Origin of the sequence: Aeromonas allosaccharophila (assembly GCF_016026615.1) — a bacterium.
GTDB classification, from domain to species: Bacteria; Pseudomonadota; Gammaproteobacteria; order Enterobacterales; family Aeromonadaceae; genus Aeromonas; species Aeromonas allosaccharophila.
On record NZ_CP065745.1, the window covers coordinates 845,467 to 866,714 of the forward strand.

Consider the following 21,248-nt stretch of genomic DNA (forward strand, 5'->3'; position numbering starts at 1 on the left):
GACAGCTCACGTGTATTGCAGTCGGTTAGGGGTTTATCCCTCAACCCGAACCAGCAGGCTCCCTTTTGCCAGGGTGGTAATAAGCTGGTCGCCACTGTTGACCTGATCGGCGCGACTAATGACCTCACCGCGCGGGGTGCGGGTGATGGAGTAGCCGCGACCCAGGGTGGCGAGCGGGCTCACCCCGTCGAGGCGGGCGGTGAGCATGGCGAGGCGGTGGCTCGCCAGATCCTGGCGTTTGGCAATCAGGGCATGGAGCCGTTCCTCGGCCAGCTGGTGGCGGCGCTTGCCAGCAGCCAGCAAGCGCTCCGGGCTCTTGCCCTGCAGACGCAGTTCAAGATTGGCGAGGCGCCGCTCTCCCTGATGCAGCCGTTGGCGAAGCAGCTGCTGCAAACGGGCAGAAAGTTCGTCGAGGCGCTGGGACTGCTGCTCCAGCCGCCGTTTCGGATCCTGATGGTCGAGCCGCTTTTGCAGCAGGATGAAATTGTGGCGGGCGGCGGTTTGATGACGACTCATCGCCTGCAGCAGTCGCTGCTTGAGGTGGGCGAGGCGCTGGATGCGGGCCTGATTGTCCGGCGCCACCAGTTCGGCGGCCGCCGATGGGGTAGGGGCGCGCAAGTCGGCGGCAAAGTCGCTGATGGTGACATCTACCTCGTGGCCCACCGCGCTGATAACGGGGATGGCGGAGTGGGCAATGGCGCGCGCCACCGCCTCTTCGTTAAAGCACCAGAGATCTTCGAGCGAGCCGCCGCCGCGCCCGACGATCAGCACATCCACCTCGGCGCGCTGGTTCGCTTTGGCGATCGCCGCGACGATCTGGCTGATGGCGGCGCTCCCCTGCACCTGGGTCGGGTAGATAAAGACCGGCAGATCCGGCGCACGCCGTTTAAGCACCGTCAGCATATCGTGCAGAGCGGCGCCGGTGGCGGAGGTGATGAGACCTACGGCGCGCGGTTCGCGGGGCAGCGGCCGCTTGCGGCTCTCGTCAAACAGCCCCTCGGCCCCGAGGCGGCGCTTGAGCTCTTCAAAACGCAGGGCCAGCACGCCGTCGCCTGCGGGCTGGATCGACTCGATGATCAACTGGTAGTCGCCGCGCGGCTCATAGAGCGAGACCCGCGCCTGCACCAGCACCTGCATGCCATCCTGCGGGCGAAACGCCACCCGCCGGTTGTTGCCCTTGAACATGGCACAGCGCACCTGCGCCCCCAGATCTTTGAGCGAAAAGTACCAGTGACCGGAGCTTGGCATCGCCAGATTGGAGAGCTCGCCGGTCAGCCACACCAGCCCCAGATCCTGCTCCAGGATCATGCGCACGGCGCTGTTGAGGCGGGTGACGGTAAAGACCTGCTGCTCGCGGCCGCTCGCCGCACTGGATGGGGTAAATCGGTTCAAGGGCGTACCTGTGGTCTGCTCCGGCGGGCCGGAATAAAACGATGGCGGCTATCTTACCCCAGAGCGCGGCAGGAGCCGAGATATGGATGTTGAAGTGAATGAAAGTGGTATTCAAATGACAACCTGCACAAAAGGGAGTGATCATATGGCTTCAATCTGTGAACAACTTAAATCGCTGATTGAACTTGGTAGAAAACGCCTTTCTTCATCTGAAACAATGGTGAGCGATTGCGACAAGATACACTAAAAAACGAGTGTTTTAGCTGTGCTGCAGATCTGCTGCCACGTATTCGTGGGCCGTTATCATCCCCTTCGGTAAAAGGGCTGAAGGTGACATCCAGTTGGGAGAGATCGAACAAGGCATTCAATTTGTGCGCCGTCTCGGCAAAAACGTGCCTAATGGTGTCATCGAGCCCATCGAATTTGCCCGAGTCGTTTAACAGGGTGAGCTGCATCCAGACATCCTTGTCTATTGAAAGAGGGGGCTGAGCCACTTGCGTGGTCGCGGCGCCATATCACCACGATTACCCTCTTTCAATCAAGGTGTTACCCGCCCATTATGCTTGCCGTCTGGATCGCCTCGATCAGCGCGGCCCGGTTGATGCGAGGGCGCTCGCCATCGAGCAGTTGCTGCCACAGGGCAATGGCCTGGCTGTAGCGACCATGGAGGAAGTGATCGGAGGCGAGCAGCATCAGGGCGCTCACTTCCCCCGCGTCCTGCTTGAGGGCGCTCTCCAGCAGGCGGTTTGCCTCGGGAGTCAGTTGCTGACCCGCCTGATAGTAGAGCACGGTGGCTTGTGCGGCCTGGGTCGCCGCGCTGGCCCCCCCTTCTTGCAGGGTGAGGCGCTGGTAGGCGAGCAGGGCGTTCTCATATTCGCCCCGATAGAGATAGAGCTGGCCGAGCGCCGCCCAGCTGTCGAGATCGGCAGGGTTGTGCTGAAGCTTCTGATGCAGACTCCCCAGCTCCTTGTCCTGCAGATCCCGCGGGCTCAACCCAGCCAGCGGATCGGGGCGCGACTGATAAGCCTGCCATGCCTGATAACGGCCAGTGCTCAGATAGACAGCGGCAACGGCCGCGATTGCCATGATGCCAAGCAGCAACAAGGCCCGCCCGTGCCGGTTATTGCGATCGCGATTGTTATGCAGGTTGGCCAGTTGCGCGCGCAGGGCCAGCTCAGCCGCCGGGATGGCGTTGGCCAGGCGGGCGGTGCTCAGCTCCCTGTAGAGTGGTTGGTCGGGGGATAGGCCTGCCTGCTCCCCGAGCATGATCAGCAAATTCAATTCGCTGCGCGGATCGGCGGCGGGCTGAGGGGTGGCCTCAACGATGGCCTTAACGGCAGGGATGGGTTGCGCCTTTGTGCGTGTCAGGCGGCGAAACAGGGTCAACAGCGCCAGCCCCAACAGCAGCAGGGGACCGCCCCACAGCAGCGCTGTGCTGCTCTTGAAGGGGGGATCGTAGCGGACGAAATCGCCGAAGCGCTCTGTCATGCGGGCGATCACCTGTTCATCAGACTGCCCCTCGTCCACCCAGCGGTAGACCTCTAGCCGCAGATCCCGCGCGATGGGGGAGTTGGACTCCACCAGGTTCTGGTTCTGGCACTGGGGGCAGCGCAGAGCGCGGGCCAGCTCCTGAGCACGGGTCTGTCGCTCAGGGTGGCGAAACTGATAGGTATCGACCCCGCTGGAATATGCAGTTGCACTCAGCAGCATGCCGAGGGCCAGCAGGGCGCAGGCAAGAGAACGGCACATCATGGCTGTGTCTCCCGAGCTGATGTTGCAATAGACGGCGCAATAGATGGCGCAATCGCGGGTGCCGTTGTGGTGGCCTTCATCTGCGCATCTGCTCGTGTCTTGTCGAGCAGGGGGGCAAACTGACGTTGCCAGATGCCTTTGGTAAGCTCGCCGGTATGGCGGGCTAGCAGGGTGCCGTCGGCATCAAACAGATAGGTTTCTGGCGTGCCGTAGACGCCGAGCTCCAGCGCGAGTCGGCCGTCGGGGTCGGCCAGCACAGCGCGATAGGGGTTGCCCGCCTGAATAAGCCAGGCGCGGGCGGCGTCCCCCTTGTCCCGGTAGTTGAGGCCATAGAGGGGCACGGCGCTGGCCAGCTCAACCAGCAGCGGATGCTCGGCGCGGCAGTTGGCACACCAGCTGGCCCAGACGTTAAGCACAAAGGGCTCGCCCTTGAGGCTGGCGGTCTGGATCGGACTCCCGTCCAGCAGATTGTCGCTCTGCCATGCAGGTAGAGTGCGCCCTGCGACGGCCTCATCCTGGCTGTAGGGGTTGTTGCCAAGGCCGAGCCAGAGCAGGGCACCGAGGCCCAGGGTCAGGATCAGGGGAAGAAAGAGGCGCAGGCGCGATCTCATAACGCCTCCTGTTCGAGTCGGTGATGGGAGGTGCCAACCGCAACGGAACGGGAGGCGAGCAAGGGGCGGCGGGCGAGCAGGCGCAGGGTGCCGCCCGCGATCATCAACAGGCCGCCGAGCCAGATCCAGCGTACCAGCGGCTTGTAGTGCAGCCGCATGGCATAGGCATCTGGCCCCATCTTCTCACCGAGCACCACGTAGAGATCGCCAAGCATTCTCCATGCAATGCCGGGCTCGTTCATGTTCATGGTGCGCACGCTGTAGTAGCGCCGCTCCGGCGTCAGCCGCGCCACCTCTTTACCGTTCTTATGCACGCTAAGCGTGATGCGCTCGGCGGTGTAGTTGGGGCCAATTACCGGCTCGCGCCCCTCATAACGAAACTCGAAGGCGCCGAGCTGGTAGGGCTGGTTGGCACTTAGCACAGCGCCCCCCTCCTGACTGTGGTGACTCACCTGCGCGATGCCGAGGGCGCACACCGCCACCCCGAGGTGGGCCATCAAGCTGCCGAACCGATTTATGGTCAGCTCGCGCCATGGGGTATTGAGCAGCAGGCTGGCCATTAGCCAGAGGCTCACCATATTGGCGAGAATGCCAATCCAGCTAGCGGAAAACGATCCCTGTTCCAGATAGGCCAGGCTAAGCAGCCCGCCGCCAAGCAAGCCAAACAGTGGCGGCAACAGGGTGTTGAGCCGGGAACCTGCGGCCAGCTGCTGCCAGCGCAGGCGCGGCAGCTGGGTCATCAGCGCCATCAGGCAGAGGGCCAGCGGCACGAAGATGGTGTTGAAATAGGGGGCGCCAACCGAGAGCGAGCCCAGATGGAGTGATTGGAACACCATGGGGTAAAAGGTGCCGAGCAGCACGCTGGCGCAGGCCACACAGAGCAGCAGGATGGCGCCGCCGAGCAGCCCCTCTTTTGACAGCAAGCCAAAGCGGGCATAGGGTGCGCGAATGTCTGCCCGCAGAGCAAACAGGGTGAGGGCACAGGTGAGCAGCAAGCCGAGCAGCAACAGCAGGGTGAGGCCGCGGCTGGGGTCCACCGCAAAGGCGTGCACCGAGGTGAGCACCCCGGAGCGCACCACAAAGGTGCCGAGCAGGCTCAAGGCAAAGGTGAAGATGGAGAGCAACAGCACGGCGTGACCATAGGCACTGCGCTTCTCGCAGACAATCAGGGCGTGCAGCAGGGCGGTGCCGAGCAGCCAGGGCAGCAGGGAGGCATTTTCCACCGGATCCCAGAACCACCAGCCGCCCCAGCCGAGCTCGTAATAGGCCCACCAGGACCCCAGCACGATGCCTGCGGTGAGAAAGACCCAGGAACCGAGCGCCCAGGGGCGGCTCCAGTGGGCCACGGCGCCATCGAGCCGACCCGGGTGCAGCGCCGCCATGGCGAAGGCGAAGTTGACTGCAAAGCCGACGTAGCCGAGATAGAGCAGGGGCGGGTGAATGATGAGGCCTATGTCCTGCAACATGGGATTGAGGTCGCGTCCCTCCAGGGGCCCAGGGAACTGCCGGTCAAACGGGCTGGAAAAGACAAGGGTATAGAGTCCAAACAGCCCCACTATCAGCCCCATGATGGCGAGCACCCGGGCACGGATCAGCGAGTCGACCCGCTGCGAACAGAGCGCCACCAGAGCGCCCCAGAGCGCCAGCGCAAAGACGAAGAAGAGCATGGAGCCTTCATGGCCGCCCCAGACCGCCGCCAGCTTGAAGCCCATGGGCAGGGCGCTGTTGGCGTGCTGAGCCACATAGCTGACGGTAAAATCATCCCGGGCAAAGCAGCTGGCGAGCAGAAGCAGAGCAGCCCCCAGCAGGGCGGCATTGAGCAGTGCCAGCGGCTTGGCACAGCCCAGCAGAGGGGGCGATGCCAGTCTCAGGCCCAGCCAGGGCAGGGTGCCTTGCAGCAGAGAGAGCGCCGTTGCCAGCAACAGTGAGAGATAGCCGAACTCCGCCAGCACACAACCTCCAGTCAATCATTCGTCTATGTTATACCGCAGCGTCTGCACCGTACCGGCGCTGGGGGATAACATCCACATTGCTAGCAACAACTCATCGCAACAAATAAGCGCCAGTAGCCCGAGGGCGGCTGGCGCTTGTCCCCCCATTTTTATAACCTGTCCACGATCCGTCGCGAGAGGTTGTCAGCAAGGTAAAGAGCAGCGCAGGAACCGGAGTGTATGTGAATACATGAGGATTCCGAGCAGCACATGAGCCTTGATCACGGCCTCGCAGCAGGAGCGTGAACGGGTTGTTATACGACCGTCATCTGGCCGGCGTAGAGCACGAAGTAGCGCAGCAGCAGGATCCCCACCAGAGTCAGGCTGCAGACCAGCACCAGATAGCCGTTTTTGGCCCGCAGCGGCGCCGGGGCCAACATGGCCAGCAACTGGGGCAGCAGCATGCCGATCCCCACCACCCCGACCCAGAACACTTGAGCCCAGAAACCGCTGCCGATGGCGGCCCACATCGCCACCTCTTTCTGGCCGCCACCAAAGTAGAGGCCGGTAAAGAAGCAGACCAGCAGCAACACCTCCACCGCCAGCACCGGCCGCTCGAAGCGGTGAACAAAGCTCACCCCCTGGCTGTGATGGTTCTCCTTGAAGAGCGTTACCGCCAGCAAGATGGTGGAGGCGATGCCGGAGCTGATACCAGAGACCAGAAACAGCACCGGCAGTACCGGGTTGTTCAAGAGCGGATAGGTCTTGAGCGCCGACAGCAGAAAGCCGGTGTAGGCTCCCAGCAGCACGGCGAGCAGCAGCAACAGCGGCGCCAGCAGCCGCTCGATGCGGGCAAGCCAAGCGATGAGATCATCCACAAAGGCGAATTTCTCTTGCAGCAGGTGACTGCGCAGGGTCTCGATCTCGGAGCGAAACACCACCGCCAGCCAGGCGAACAGCACCGCCATGTAGACCTGAAACAGCATGACCCCCATGGACATCACGGAGTCGAACTGGTAGTGGAACATCAGCTTCCAGAAAGTCCAGGGGCGGGCCAGGTGGAAGATGAGGATCAGTAACCCCAGCACCACGCTCACCGGCGCCAGGATGGCGGTCGCCTTGATGATGCCGCTCTCGCTGCCGGCCCCCTTGCGGCGCAGCAGCACCGAGAGGGTGGTGGCCCCGGCGGAGATGCCGAGCAGAAAGAGATAGATGGCGATCGGCCAGTCCCACACCAGCGAGGAGAAGTGAAATGCGTCATGCAACATGATCCATTCCTCCTTCTGTTACTGCGGTAGATGGCGATCGGACAAATCCCCAGACAAGGGAGGGGAAGTGAAATGCCTCTTGCATGGTCATGACTTTATCTCCCCTTTGGGCACGCGGTACATCTTGGGCGAGGTGCCGAGTGCCTGCTTGTAGCGATAGGTGGTCTCTTTCACCAGCCGTTTGGCGATGGGGCTGTCCGGGTCATCCAGATTGCCGAACACCAGCGCCCTGGTAGGGCAGGACTCCACGCACGCCGGCTCCTTGCCCGCCGCCAGGTTGGTCTTGCGGCAAAAGTCGCATTTATCGGCAACCTTGGTCACAGGGTTGATAAAGCGCACCTGATAGGGGCAGGCGGCCAGACAGTACATGCAGCCGACGCAGAGATCCGGGTTGACGTCGACGATGCCATCCTCCTTGCGGATATGGGAAGCACCGGTCGGGCAGACGTGCACGCAGGGGGCGTTGTCGCAGTGCTGGCAGGACTTGCGAAAGAAGTGGTACTCGGCATCGGGGAAGGTGCCGATGGGGCCGGAGCGGATGATCTCGAGGCGCGAGACCCCCGCTGGCACCTGATTCACCTCCCGGCAGGCATCCATGCAGGCGGTACAGCCGATGCAGGCCGTCTCGTCGTGGATCATGCCATAGCGGATCCCGTCGATGGTCTGGCTGTGGGCGAGGGGGGTGGCAAGGGAGCGGGTGTTGGCACGAGCAGCCCCCGTCATCATGATGAGGGCCCCCGCGCTCATCCCCGCCATGAAGTGACGGCGAGAGCAGCTCATTGTGCCTCCTTGCCCGAGGTGGTGTTCGCCTTGGCCTTGACGGCCTCATGCTGCTTGCTGTGGCAGTCGACGCAGAGCTTGATGCGGGACTTCTCCGGGATCGCCACCATGGGCTCCTTGGCCGGGTGCAGCTGGTGGCAGCTGGTGCAGGTGAGCTTGGTGGCGTGCACGTCGTGGGCCCAGAGCGCCTCGCGCAGCACTTTGGGCTCGTGACAGCTCATGCAGACTCCGTTCTGCTCGGCGATGGGGTAGCTCTCGGTACTCTGCTTGTCCTTGAAGCTGTCGCTAAAGCGCATCACATCTTTGACCCCTTCCCGGTGTTGGGGGGAGGGCTGACCATGGCAGTTGGTGCAGGTGACCGGCGCCAGGTTGTTGGGGTTGGTCGCCTGACCATGTTTGCCGTGCATCCCCTCGCTCTGCTCCTTGTGACAGTCGGTGCAGGCCTTGTCGGGATTGCGTAAAAACTCCACCTCATGTGTGGCTGGAACAGGGGCGGATGCCTGCTCGGCCGCCTGACCCTGCAGGCTGGTGAGCAGCATGGCTGCCATCAGCATCAGTCGTAAGAAATCCATCGTTAAATCACCCATAGGAAGCCTCCATCCACTGCGGGCCCGAGCTGGCCGGGCCCGCAGGCGCCATTACTGTGCCAGCCGTCCGGCCGCTTTGGCCTCGGCATCCCAGGCGGGAACTGTGCTCTTGAGGAACTGGGCCTTGTCGGCATTCATCTGTTTCATGTCCATGCCAAGGGCGGCCTGCGCCTTCTCCTTGGTGGAGATATCGGGGATGGCGATCTCGTGGCTGACCCCCTTGGCGGCCAGCAGGCGCACCAGCTTGGTACGGGCATCGGCGGCCTTGTCCAGCGCGCTGCCAAGGACCTTGAGGGCCACTTCGGGGGCGTGTATCTGCACCCCGTGGGAGGCGATGGCGTAGTCCCAGCGCCACTGGGCGTGACGGATGTCCTGCAGAATATCCTTCATCTCGGCTTCGGTGGCACCGGCATCCCAGGCCGCCTTGGCTTCAAAGTGGGCGTGCACCAGCTGCTTCTCGACTTTGAGCTTGATCTCGGTGACGGCGTCCTTGCGCTGCTTGACCACCCCTTGCAGCATCTCCTTGCTCTGGGTGTGGCAGTTGCGGCAGGTCTGGTCGAAGCGATCGAAGGGGTTGCCCACCTTGTGATCGGTGTAGACCTTGCCCTGCTCGTTCTGCACCTTGGGCATGTGGCAGTCGACGCAGGCGACGTTGTTCTGGCCGTGAATGCCGGCGCGCCAGGTCTCATACTCGGGGTGCTGGGCTTTGAGCATGGGGGTCCTGGAGAGGGCATGTGTCCAGTCGGCAAAGCCTATTTCATCGTAATACTGCTCCATCTGCTCAACCGTGGTGCCCTTGTCCCAGGGGAATTTCACCGCCTTGGTGGGGCCGCTGAAGTAGTACTCCACGTGGCACTGGCCGCACACCTGGGACTGCTGATCAAAGCGCCCCTGCTCCTTGAACGGCTTGCCGATGGCGGTCATGGCCCGATCGGCATAGGGACGGGAGAGGTGCAGGGCAGGTTTGCCCTCCTTGAACTCTTTCGAGGCGGTATCGTGGCAGTCGGCGCAGCCGATGGTGTTGACGATCTCGGGGCCGCCTTTTGCCCACATCCCCTTGAAGTAGCCATCCTCGCCTTTTTCGTCGATGACGCGGGCCACATCCGGGCCTTTACAGCTCCAGCAGGCCATGGGCAGCGGACCATCTTCGGCAGTTTTCGGGGCGCCGGTACGCAGGGTCTCGCGCACATCGGTCAGCGCATAGAAGTGGCCGCGTGGCTTGTTGTAATCCTTGGAGAAGGGGTAGCCGGCCCAGAGCACCACCATCTGGGGATCGTCCGCTAGGGCGTCGGTGCGCTCCTTGCTCTCGCTGGTGCCTTTCCAGCTGCTGAACTGATCGGCGTGATCCTTGGCGAACAGCTCGCTGCGTGCTTCGATCTTGCCCTTGGTTTGTGCTTCGTCAGCTGCCTGTGCCAAGCCGCCGGTGCCAAGCCAGCTGGTCAGCAGCAGGGCGGCGAGCCCCAGTTTGGTCTGTCTGTGTTGTGAACCCACGTTTATCACTCCCAGATAAATGTCCTGAACTGCCCAATTCCATCTTGTTGCGTGGATTTCATCCCCATTGGGCGGGGTGGGCAGATGTCTGATTGGCGGTGAATAAAACCGCGTAATATGTGATTACTCGAGATCTACCCTAACAAATAGGTAAATTTAATGATGATTTATCGGAGGGAGAGTTGTGCCAGATCAATTGGTACGCAGGATTGATCGTTGAAATGAGATCTGGATTAAATTTTATGAAAACTCAACTCCTTGTTAACGGCTGAACATATGATGGCGGGTGTTTGATGGATACCGTCACGAATGTGCCATTTTGCTACGTATCCTGGTTGTTACCGGTATGATTCAGAATGCTTGGCAATTACCCATGCATTTAACTGTCTATATATGCAAAATCACAGTGTTGCAGTATGGGCTTTTCTGGTCTTCGGATTATGGTTCGCTCATCGAGGTTCTAAGCAGATTTCTCGTCAAATGACAGAAATGGTCACATGGTGGCTGACAGACATGTTAATAAAGGTGATGTGATTGGGGTCATCCAAATCTCATTTCGTTTAGAAAAGCCGGTGAGATGCACAATGTTGTAAGTAATGGCCATTTTATGGCGATTTTTGTCGAAAATAGCGAAAAGACCCACGCAGTCTGGTGCGGTATGATTATTGAACAGACAAGTATCCTGTGGGTACTGATGTTGGTAGTTACGGTTTTGCTGGAGGTTGTATGGCTGAGTTGCAAATTGAAAAGTCCACGGTGATCACCCAACTCGAGGGCTCCGTGTTTGTCATCAGTGCAGATGGATCTGTCATACGAGCAACGGTGGGGACGGCGCTGCAGCCGGGGGACCGCCTGCAAAGCGCCCAAGGGGGCCATTTTCAGTTAGCCGAGCCGGGCAGTGAGCCTGCCGGCGAGCAAGCGGTTGCTGCCAAACCTGAGCCCGCCACTCCGGCTGCTGATGGACAACCGACCGATCCGGAACTGGCCTCGTTGCAAGAGGCGATCCGCCAGGGGATTGACCCGACCGAATTGTTCCAGGAGACCGCCGCCGGCAACGCAGCCGCAGCAGCGGGCAATATCGGTGGTGTGGCAGGTTCAAGCTCGGGTGGTTTTGTGGTGGTCGACCGTACCAATGATGCCACCCTGGCCGAGGCCGGGTTTGATACTGATCACGCCGTTCAGTCTGCAGGTGACGAGCAGCTGTTTGCTGAAGAGCGCGATTTCTTTGCCGCCATCACCATTACCGAGCCGCAAACCAGCGATAACATCATCAATGCAGATGAAGCGGCGGGCGTCATCATTCGTGGTGTGGTGGATGATGTGGAGGTGGGCCAGCCGGTCACCGTCACCCTTATCGATCAGGCGGGAAATTCACTGACGGTGGCGACAGTGGTGCTGCCCGGTCTGGTGTGGGAAGCGAATTTTGGTGATGTAACCGGCAAGCTGGTGGATGGCCCGTTGCAGATTGTGGCCAATACTCAGGATCAGGCGGGCAACAATGCCAGCGATACCGGACAGACCCTGCTCGATACCATCACCACCATTACCCTCGATCTCGCCGATGAGAGCGACACCGGCGCCAGCCAGACCGATGATCTGACCCACGACAATACCCCGCTGTTGCAAGGGAAGGGGGAGCCCGGCGCCACCGTGACCCTGAGCCTTGGCGGCAGCGTACTCACCGTCCTGACGGTGGATGCCGCCGGTAACTGGCAATATCAGTTGCCGCAGACCCTGGCCGATGGCCAGTACCAGTTTCAGGTCAATTCCGTGGATATTGCCGGCAACCGCGCCAGCGATACCCTCGTTATCAATGTCGATACCCAGGCCGCCATCGACATTGATGATCTCGATTCCGCAGCCCTGTTTGGCAACAGCAGCGCCACCCTGAGTGGTACCACCGGCAATGTGGAAGCGGGTCAGAGCGTCACCATCACTCTGGTCGATAGCAATGGCCAGCCGCTGCTGACTACCTCGGCACTGGTGGGGGCCGATGGCCGCTGGCAGGTGAGCGGCCTTGATCTCTCCGGCATCAATCAATCCTTTGAAGTGCGAGCCAGCGTCACCGATCTGGCGGGCAATAGCGCCAGCGATGGCGCACCGCTGATCGGTCAGAGCGAGACCTTGATCCTCTCCGAAGCCGGATTGGCCGATGGCCCGATCACCGCGACCGGCAGCCTCAATACCGGGGCCGGTCAGGATGGCGATCTGCAAGTCCAGTTCGCCGCTGATCAGAGTGCCTTGGAAGGGCTGGGGCTCGTCAGCCATGGTGCGCCACTTGGCTACACCATCAATGGTCAGACCCTGACCGCTAGCGCCGGTGGGGCCACAGTCTTCACTCTGACCCTCAACAATGACGGCAGCTATCGCATCGTCTGGAGTCAGAGTCTGGATCACGGCCAGGACGCGTTGCGTCTGCCGTTCAACCTCGAATACCGCGATAGCGACGGCGATCTGGTGAAGGCGCCGCTGGTGATCAATCTGGTGGACAGCAATCCGCCCAGCTTCGAGATCCCGGCCATTCCCCTGACCGAAGATGCCTTTACCAACGGCGGCGCCGTGGTGGGCGAGAGCAGCTTTGTGGTCAAAAACACCGCCGATCCCCTGCTGGTGGATTCGCTGGTGTTCAGTAACCAGAGTCAGACCCTGGCCACCCTTAATGGTGCTGGGCTGGGTAGTGATGGCCATCCGCTGACATTCGAATTTGCCGGTGATCGCACCTTGGTGGGTTACTACCTGGATGGCAGTGGCCAACGGGTGGAGGTGTTGCGTGCCGAATTGAATGCGCAGCAGCAAGGCAGCGATCTGGCTGGTCGGGTGGTGGTCACCCTCACCGGCCCGCTCGATCATCAGGGTAGCGACACGCTTTCCCTCGGTTTGCAGGTGAGCGCCAAAGAGATCGATGGCGACAGCACCAGCGCCAACCTGACGCTGACCGTCAATGATGGCAGTGATCCCGCATTGGGCATCGACAAGGGGGTTGCCCTGCAAGAAGGCGGCAACCAGAGCATCGATGGCCAGCTGCCGTTGACGGTGGGCAGCGATCGTCTGGTCACCTTCAACTTTGAAAGCAACCAACCTGCACTGGCGGGGATCACCAGTCAGGGCAAGGCGACGACTTACGAGGTTCAAGATAACCAGCTGATCGTCAAGGATTGGCAGGGCAAGCCGATCCTCACCGTCACCATCGGGCTGGATGGTAAGTACAGCGTCTCCTTGACAGGTGTGTTTGACGAACCGGTGGCGACCAACAGCCTCAACCTTGGCCTGAAGGTACAGGGCTCAGATTTTGACGGCGACAAGAGCAATCTCGGCACCCTCAATATCACCATTACCGATGGTGCCTTGCCGCAGGTAAGCCCTGTCTCCCTCACCTTGACCGAAGATAGCAACTGGCAGCAGGGCCAGACTCTGTCGGGCGATCTGGCCATCACGGCGGGCAGCGATCCGCTGGCCAGCATCACCTTCGATGCCAATCAGCCGGATCTGCAAGGCTTCACCTCGGGTAAACAGGCCGTGACCATCACGGTGGCCGATCATCGTATCGAGGGGCGCACCCCAGATGGCAAGCCGGTGTTTGAACTGACCCTCGGCAACGATGGCAAATACAGCTTCACCCTCCATCAGCCGCTGGATCAGGGCAGTGCCGACAGCCTGCTCAAGGCGGGCTTTACCCTGCTCGACAGCGATGGCGACAAGGTCCACTCCACCATAACCGTGGCGGTAGGTGATGGCGCCAATCCGACCATCTCCGCCGTGACCGGCACCACGATGACCGAGATGGCGCAAGGTGAGACGGCCGCCGTCAGCACCATGAGTTTCTCGGTCGCGTACGGCAGCGATGCCCTTGATCCCGCATCCCTCGCTTTTGACATCGCCAAAATCCAGAGCACTCTGACCGGATTAACCAGCCACGGTAACCCGGTCACTTTTGCCGTCGATCCCGCAACCGGCCAGCTGGTCGGAACCGCCGGTGGGCAGGTGGTGCTGCGCGCCGAACTGAGTCTGAACGACAACAACGGCAACTGGAGCGTCACCGCCAAGGTCACCCTGAGCGGTGAGCTGGATCACAAGGGGAGCGAATCCCTCAACCTGCCGCTTGCCGTTACTCTTGCCGACAAGGATGGCGATCGCATCGGTACCACGCTGCCACTCACCATTGCGGATGGCAAGGCTCCGAGCTTTATCCCGGGCACCGGTGTGACCCTGGATGAGGGGAACCTCACCGGCAGCAACAGCCTGAGCCAAACCGGCCACTTCGATGTGCAAGCCGGGTCGGATCGGGTGGCCGAAGTGGCCTTTGCCGATGCCAGCGAACAACCTGCGCTGACCGCCTTGGGTAAACCGGTGCAGTACGAGCTGGTTGATGGCAACAGCGCCATCCCCGGTAGCCAGCTGATCAAGGGCTATGTGATGGTGGATGGTCAGCGGGTCGAGGTGTTTGAGGTCAAGCTGGTTGGCAGCCTCGATCAGGCTGGCAAAAACAGTTTTGACTATCAGGTCACCCTCTATCAGGGGCTCCATCAGGGCGGCAACGCCGTGACCGAACTGCCCATCAAGGTGATCGTCAACGATTACGACAAGGCGGGTGGCAACAACGACAGCACCAGCGGCACCCTCAACATCCAGATTGGGGAAGGGGAGAAACCGACCCTCACCCTGACTGGCGTCACCTTAAGCGAAGGGCGCTTCGATGGCGCCAACTCGGCGGGCGATGATCAACTGGCGAGTGGCAAGATCACCATCAAGGCCGACTCGGATCCGGTGACTAATGTGCGACTGACGCTCTCCGGTCAGGTCATGGATGCCAGCGGCAAGCCCATTACCCACAACGGCGAACCCCTGACCTGGAAAGTGGTTGGCACGGATGGTCACACCTTCCAGGCGGTGACCAGCGGCGGTCTGGTAGTGATGACGGCGTCCATCCCCACTGTGCCCGCCAGCATCGCCGCTCACACTAGCGCGACTATCGATTATCAGGTCACTGTGCATACCAACCTGGATCACGGGGCGGATGACAAACTCAGCCTGACCTTGCCGGTAGAAGTCACCGACAGCGATGGCAGCAAAAATCAGGGAACCGCCACCCTCACGGTGACTGATGGCATCAACCCGATCATATCCGCCATTGAACCGGTACGGGTCGAGGAGTCGGATCTCGATGCAGTGAACGGTCAGCATCCGGGGACCACACCAGCAGAGAGTGGAGAAACCAGTGGTGGCAAGGTGACCATCACAGCCGGTTCGGATCGGGTTGCCTCCCTTGAGCTGGATGTGGCCCGCTTCAACGCCCTCAACACGCTCACCTCGGGGGGGAAGGCTGTCAGCATCAGCGCAGACAGTCAGCCGGGTGTCTACCTTGGCAAGGACAGTGCAGGCAAGCTCATCTTCAAGTTGACCCTGGATGTATCCGGTCGCTACACCTTCGAACTCACCGGCAATCTGGATCACAGTGTCCAGGGCAAGGATTTACTGGATATCCAACTGCCGTTACAGGCGCGGGACAGTGACGGAGACCTCAGCACCGAAGTGATTGGCCATGTGAGCGTGCAGGATGATGTGCCTGTGGCCGTGGATGCGAGCCAGATCCTGAATGAAGGTGCGAACGTGACCAGCGATCTGCTGGCCACCGCCAGTGAGGGGGCGGACGATGCGGTGGTGAAATCGGTGACCATCAATGGCAACGAGCACCCCATTGCGGCTAGCGGCAACACCACCATCGCGGTGGCAGACAGCGCAGGGCAAGTCATAGGCACCCTGGTGATCAATGCCGAGGGTAATTACAGCTTTACTGCCAAACCTGGGATCGATCACAGTAATACTACGCTGGTACAGCAGATAGAGTTCCACCTGGTGGACGGTGACGGGGATACCGATGATGGGGTCCTGACCCTGACCATCCGGGACGAGGCGGGCAAGCTCACCGTCAGCGCCGTCACCGGTGCCGAGGATGTGGGAGCCAGTGATCCCACTCAGGGCATTCCCATCACCATGAACCTGGATATAGGCGACTACGATCGGGGCGAGTTCGTCGAGAAATTGCTTATCCAGGCGCCGGCTACTGCCCAGGGCACCTTCTACTTCAACGGTGTTGCGCTCACTACCATCACTCAGGGTGGCAAGACCTGGTATCAGGTGCCGCCAGCGGCGATGCAAGCCGTTGTCGGTACCAACGACAAGTTCGAACTCAAGGGCGTGACCTTTGTGCCCGATCACGACTACTCGAGCTCAAACGATGGCGGCCACCCGCTGCGCTTCCCGGTGCAACTGCAGGTCGGCGTCACCGAAGGGAGCAAACCCTCATTGCTGACCGGCAACCTGGACATCACTGTGCAGGGCATTGCCGACAAGCCGCTCTGGGATGGGGCGAGCACGAACCAGCACTACAACACCAATGAAGACAGTGCCGGAATCGCTCTAAATGTGAAGGCTGCGCTCACCGACACCGATGGCTCCGAAACCCTGAGCTACCAGATCAAGTGGGAGTTGGGCCAGGGAACGCTTACCCTGAATGGCAAGGTGCTCACCCCGGGGGCAAACGGCCTCTATACCGTTGCTGGCGGCGACATCAACAAGATAATCGTGGTGCCCGGTAAGGACTACAGCGGTGATATCAAGCTGGTGGTGACACCGGTGAGCACAGAGAATGCCCCCGTCGTTACCGGTAAAGTGACAGCTCTTGGCGATCCGCTGGAGGTGGTGATCAACGTCAATCCGGTGGCAGATGACGCTAAGCTGACCATTCGTGACACTCAGGGCAAGGAAGACACCCTGCTCGATCTGGGTAGCAAGATCTCCCTTGCCCATTTGGGCGACAAACTCGATGGCTCCGAGCAGCTGTTTGTTCGCATCAGCGGCCTGCCTGCTGGCGCGACCTTGTGGCTGGGCAGTGTAGCCGTGAGTCAGAACACCGCAGGCTACTACGAGGTGCCTTACGATCGGATTGGCGATCTCAAACTAGAACCGCCGAAAAACAGCAACGTCGATTTCGACCTGACCATCAAGGGGGTGGTGAAGGACACGGCCACTTTGACCGATGCCAGTGGCCAGACACATACCGTGGTCAACGAGAAAGAGACCGCTGGTCAGACACTCCATGTGGATCTGGTGGGGGTGGTTGATAGACCGGACTTTATCCTCAATGGTACCGACTGGACCCATGAAGGTATTGGCAAAGGCTACAGCATCACGGTGGCAGAAGATGGTCAGGCGCCGCTCAACTTCAAGCTGGTTTCTGGTGAACTGGCTGATACCCCGTTAGATACCTCGGAAAGCCTTAACCTGGTGCTGAGTGGCCTGCCGGAAGGGGCCAAGGTATTCGATGCCAGCGGCAAGGAGCTGACGCTCACCTTTGCCGGACTCGATGTCCATGGCAAGCCCACCTATCAGGTTGATATTAAAGAGCTAGGCAACCTGGTGATCCAGCCTCCCCATGACAGTACGGAGGATTTGAAACTGATCGCCAAGGTGGTGGTGACCGAGAACGATGGTGATCACAAGAGCTTTGAGGTCCCCCTGCACATCAAGGTGGAACCGGAGATCGATGCGACCAACTACAGCAAGACCAGCCATGGCCTGGAAGATCAGTTTGTGGTGCTCGACTGGCATCCGGTGCTGAGCGATGGCGCCGAGAAGGTGACGCATCTTAGCCTCTCAGGTATCGAGCCCGGTTACGAGATCTGGATCCGGGTGGGTGGGGTCGAGACCCAGCTTACCGTGAATAGCGGTACGGTGGACTTGAGTGACACAGATCTGCAGAGCTTGTTAAACGGCGGCCAGCTGCTGGTCAAAGCACCGGAAGATAGTGACAGGGATACCACAATCCAAAGCCATGTCACCGTGACTCAGCGGGATGTGGACTCCACTGTAGTGGCTAACAAGGTGATTGATGGTCAGCTGCATGTCGATATCCAGGCGGTGGTGGAGTCCGATGGCAAGCTGGTGCAGACCGGCGGCCCGCTTGAGAGCCACCATGGGCAGGATATTCCCTTGAATGGCATCTTCGTGTTCGATGACAGGGATCCGACCAGCGATGAAGTCATCGACTATCTGGTCATCAGCGATCTGCCACCCGGCTTCGTGGTGGTGGGGGGGATCAACGATGGTAATGGCAACTGGACTGTACCGAGTAGCTCGCTAGGCAATTATTCTTTACACGCTCCCGATGGTTATCCTGGTGGTACCGTTACATTCAAGGTCAGCGCCAAAGTGATCGATCTGGGTGACAACAACGAGGGGGATGTCAGCGCGCCAGTGTATCGGGAGCTGACCATCCACGCCGAGTTTAATGGCTCGACCAACTCCGGGCAAATTGCGGCCGACGTCGATTTCGACAACACCAGCCCCATCACCGGGGTGGAAGATCATAGCGTCAACTTTGGCACCCAGCTCAAGAGCATGGTGACCTTGGGGACTGCAGATATCACTGACGACGAGCTCAGCATCGTGATTACCGGCCTGCCAGCCGGGGTGAATGTGCAGGGGCTGACCTATGACTTCGTCAATGGCGAGTATCTGATCAAGCTGCCGGGGGGCCTCAGTGATCTCGACAAGCTGACCCTGACTCTGCCGACGGATTATGCCGGTGACAGCCTGCGTTTCAATGTGCGGTTGGTCAACACCGATACGGTGAGCGGCGATACCAAGATGGTCGAGAAGCAAGTCACTCTCTCCATCACCCCGGAAGTGGATATCAACGGTGGCCAGGATGGTCAGCCCGAGCTGACGCTGCAGGTCAAGGATGTGAATGGGGATGGTCAGCCGGACAATCTGGAAGATACCCGTATTCACCTCGACCTGTCGGTCAAACTGGCTGATATCAGTCCGAGCGTAGCTAACGGCGGTCTCGAGACGGTGAAGGCGGTGACCATTACCGTCGACCCTAAGTTTGGCTATTTCCTGGTCGGCAACCAGCAACTGACCACCTTGGTGGTCAATGATGTGGCGGCGCTTAAAAATCTGGTGTTTGTGCCCAAAGAGCACTTTAGCGGTAAGGTGCCGCTCGATATCAAGGTCGATATCATTGATACCGCCACCACCGGCACGGCGCAAGCCAGCTGGAACGGGCAGGCAGAATTTGAGATCAAGCCGGTCAACGATCCGGCCAAGCTCACTGTGCACAGTGTCACGGGGAGCGAAGATGGCACGGCCAACCTTGCCGGATTTGGCGCAGCCCTTATCGACAACGATGGCTCGGAGCAGATCGTCGCGCTGCAGATCAAGGGGGTACCGGATGGCTTCACCCTGTCGGCTCCGGCGGTCAACAATGGCGGCGGCGTCTGGCAGATCCCGGTGGGGACCGATTTCTCCAAGCTGACCCTGATCCCGCCAGCGGACTTCAGCGGCACAGTGGATCTAACCTTCAGTGCTTTCACTCTCGATAAAGGCCTGACGGTGCCACGCGAGGAGTCTGGCAGTTTCAAGGTGACGATTAACCCGGTGGGGGATGCCCTCATCGCCGATATTCAGGATCAGGCGAGTGGCACCGAGGGGGATGTGATCACCCTGGATCTGGGGTTGGAGACCCGGGATACCCAGCCAACCGGCGGCAGTGCGGGTAATGTGCATGAGAACAAGCCAGAGCAGGTGCGAGTTACCATCGAAGGGGTCCCTGATGGTGCCGAGATCCGTTTGCCAAATGGCGTGGCGGGGACGGTTGTTGATCTGGGTGGCGGTCGCTGGCAGGTGACCACCGAGGGTGGCAAGCTTGGCGCTGTCGAGCTGGTGACCAATGATGCCAACGGTGCGCTGGATCTCAAGATCACGGCCCAGAGCCTCGACAACGGCGCCCTTGGCCCCGAGGTCAATGGCACCATCCATGTGGATGTGAGCCCGGTCAACGATGCGCCCATTAACATATTGCCAACGACCCCACTGGTTGCAGAGGAAGATCAGCCGTACACCATTCACGGTTTGCAGGTGAAAGATGTGGATGCGGGCAGCAGCCCCATCAAGATCACCCTGTCGGTGGAGCATGGTACCCTGACGCTGCCTGCTGGCAGCAGCGTGACGGTGCTCGGCAACGGTACCGGTTCTCTGGTGCTGACTGGCACGTTGGCCGATCTCAATGCGTTGCTCTCTGGTGGAGTTACCTATCAGGGCAACAGTGATTTCCACGGCAATGACGCCCTGACCATGGTCACCAACGATCAGGGGAACACTGGTAGCGGCGGCGCGCTGAGCGATACCGACGTGGTAGCCATCGTGGTGCAGCCGGTCAACGATGCTCCGGTCAATCAGCTGCCTGGCAGCATGACGGTGAAGGAGGATGGCTCCCTGTCGCTCTCCGGCGTCAGCGTGAAGGATGTGGATGCAGGCAGTGCGCCTGTCTCCATGGTGCTGCGGGTCGAGCATGGTGTGCTGACCATGCTGGGCGCGACGGGTGCCGTGGTTGTGCAGGGGGCGGGTACCAGCGAGATCTCCCTGGTGGGATCGCTGGCCGATCTCAACCAGTTGCTGGCAAGCAACCTGCACTATGAACCGGCCAAAGATTTCTGGGGGCAGGACACGCTCACTGTCACTACCTCTGATCAAGGCAACAGCGGTGCTGGTGGGGCGAAGAGTGATACCGATCAGGTGGCCATCACGGTCACGGCTGAGCCGGATATGCCGAATCTGACTGTGGATCAACATGCGTTCCATGCCTTGCAGGGGGCCGTTATCCCTCTTGGCATCAACGCCAGCGTGGTCAATCCGGCCACCGGTGAGCTCTCCATCCGCATCAGCGGTCTGGATGGGGCACAGGTGCAGGACGAACATGGCCAGAGCGTCGGTCATGCCGATGGCAATGGCGACTGGCTGATCCCGGCCGATCACTCGGTTCCGCTCTTCTTAAGCGGTTTTGATGACGGTGAGCATGTGTTGGGGATCAGTGCCGAGTCGAGTGTTGGCGGTTCAACCGTCAGCACACCCCTTGAGACCATCACGGTGCACGGCCAGAGTGGTAATGAGCTGGTAGGTTCCGATCAGGGGGATTGGCTGTTTGGCTCCTCCGGTGATGACCGTCTGCTGGGGGGCCATGGCAACGACATCCTCACCGGCGGTGCTGGTAGCGATCTCTTCGTTTGGCAGCACGGGGATGAGGGGAGTGAAAGTCAGCCCGCGATCGATACCATCACCGACTTCCATCCGGAACAGGGGGACAAGATCGATCTGGCCGACATGCTGCAAGGGGTGAGCGGCAGCCATGTCGATGATCTGCTCAATCACCTCTCTGCCTCGGTGACCACGGGGAGCAATGGCCTGAGCGATGTGAACCTCTCGGTGGCGCCAGCCGGGGATGGTCATGTGACCCAGCAGATCACTCTGAAGGATGTGGATTTGAGCAGTTGGAATCTCACCAGCACCTCGTCCCACGATATCCTGCAGAGCATGCTGGAAGATCAACATAGCCTGATCATCCAGCACCCCTGATAGTGGGTGTGAAGCGTAAAAAGA

At 60.3% G+C, this 21,248-nt stretch carries 10 protein-coding genes; 1 reads left to right on the plus strand and 9 read right to left on the minus strand.

The genetic code is table 11. The features are described 5' to 3' along the window. Positions 1-33 precede the first annotated feature (33 nt). The 9 genes from xseA to nrfA all read right to left on the minus strand — a co-directional run bounded on the left by xseA (position 34) and on the right by nrfA (position 9,812). Positions 34-1,392, minus strand: a complete 1,359-nt coding sequence (gene xseA, locus I6G90_RS03815) for an exodeoxyribonuclease VII large subunit (protein WP_197929801.1) — start codon at positions 1,390-1,392, stop codon at positions 34-36. Between the two features lie 167 nt (positions 1,393-1,559). Further along, the gene (locus I6G90_RS03820; RefSeq protein ID WP_197931237.1) at positions 1,560-1,847 is read right to left on the minus strand and encodes a hypothetical protein; all 288 of its coding nucleotides are present in this window, start codon (positions 1,845-1,847) and stop codon (positions 1,560-1,562) included. Positions 1,848-1,938: 91 nt separating this feature from the next. After that, positions 1,939-3,144, minus strand: a complete 1,206-nt coding sequence (nrfF, locus tag I6G90_RS03825) for a heme lyase NrfEFG subunit NrfF (protein WP_197929803.1) — start codon at positions 3,142-3,144, stop codon at positions 1,939-1,941. Beyond that, a complete protein-coding gene (locus I6G90_RS03830; protein WP_197929805.1) occupies positions 3,141-3,755 on the minus strand; it encodes a DsbE family thiol:disulfide interchange protein in 615 nt (204 codons plus the stop codon). Before I6G90_RS03830 ends, nrfF begins: the two co-directional genes overlap by 4 nt. Next, complete coding sequence (gene nrfE / locus I6G90_RS03835) at positions 3,752-5,707, minus strand: heme lyase NrfEFG subunit NrfE (RefSeq protein WP_197929806.1); 1,956 nt, start codon at positions 5,705-5,707, stop codon at positions 3,752-3,754. Before nrfE ends, I6G90_RS03830 begins: the two co-directional genes overlap by 4 nt. Positions 5,708-6,000: 293 nt before the next feature. Next, positions 6,001-6,954, minus strand: a complete 954-nt coding sequence (gene nrfD, locus I6G90_RS03840) for a cytochrome c nitrite reductase subunit NrfD (protein ID WP_197929807.1) — start codon at positions 6,952-6,954, stop codon at positions 6,001-6,003. A gap of 87 nt (positions 6,955-7,041) precedes the next feature. After that, complete coding sequence (locus I6G90_RS03845; RefSeq protein ID WP_197929808.1) at positions 7,042-7,734, minus strand: 4Fe-4S dicluster domain-containing protein; 693 nt, start codon at positions 7,732-7,734, stop codon at positions 7,042-7,044. Then, positions 7,731-8,321, minus strand: a complete 591-nt coding sequence (gene nrfB / locus I6G90_RS03850; RefSeq protein WP_197929809.1) for a cytochrome c nitrite reductase pentaheme subunit — start codon at positions 8,319-8,321, stop codon at positions 7,731-7,733. The genes I6G90_RS03845 and nrfB overlap by 4 nt, the downstream gene beginning before the upstream one ends. Before the next feature lie 51 nt (positions 8,322-8,372). Beyond that, positions 8,373-9,812 carry an ammonia-forming nitrite reductase cytochrome c552 subunit gene (gene nrfA / locus I6G90_RS03855; protein WP_408628308.1) on the minus strand — a complete coding sequence of 480 codons (1,440 nt, stop codon included), beginning with the start codon at positions 9,810-9,812 and terminating at the stop codon, positions 8,373-8,375. A 726-nt stretch (positions 9,813-10,538) separates the two neighbouring features. Here nrfA and I6G90_RS03860 point away from each other — a divergent pair. Further along, complete coding sequence (locus I6G90_RS03860; protein WP_197929810.1) at positions 10,539-21,224, plus strand: retention module-containing protein; 10,686 nt, start codon at positions 10,539-10,541, stop codon at positions 21,222-21,224. Positions 21,225-21,248: the final 24 nt, after the last annotated feature.

Bases quoted from the DNA above. Each gene is read 5' to 3' on its own strand.
- I6G90_RS03830 (WP_197929805.1), bottom strand. From the start codon at position 3,755: ATGAGATCGCGCCTGCGCCTCTTTCTTCCCCTGATCCTGACCCTGGGC.
- I6G90_RS03845 (WP_197929808.1), bottom strand. From the start codon at position 7,734: ATGAGCTGCTCTCGCCGTCACTTCATGGCGGGGATGAGCGCGGGGGCC.
- nrfD (WP_197929807.1), bottom strand. From the start codon at position 6,954: ATGTTGCATGACGCATTTCACTTCTCCTCGCTGGTGTGGGACTGGCCG.
- I6G90_RS03860 (WP_197929810.1), top strand. From the start codon at position 10,539: ATGGCTGAGTTGCAAATTGAAAAGTCCACGGTGATCACCCAACTCGAG.
- I6G90_RS03820 (WP_197931237.1), bottom strand. From the start codon at position 1,847: ATGCAGCTCACCCTGTTAAACGACTCGGGCAAATTCGATGGGCTCGAT.
- nrfF (WP_197929803.1), bottom strand. From the start codon at position 3,144: ATGATGTGCCGTTCTCTTGCCTGCGCCCTGCTGGCCCTCGGCATGCTG.
- nrfB (WP_197929809.1), bottom strand. From the start codon at position 8,321: ATGGGTGATTTAACGATGGATTTCTTACGACTGATGCTGATGGCAGCC.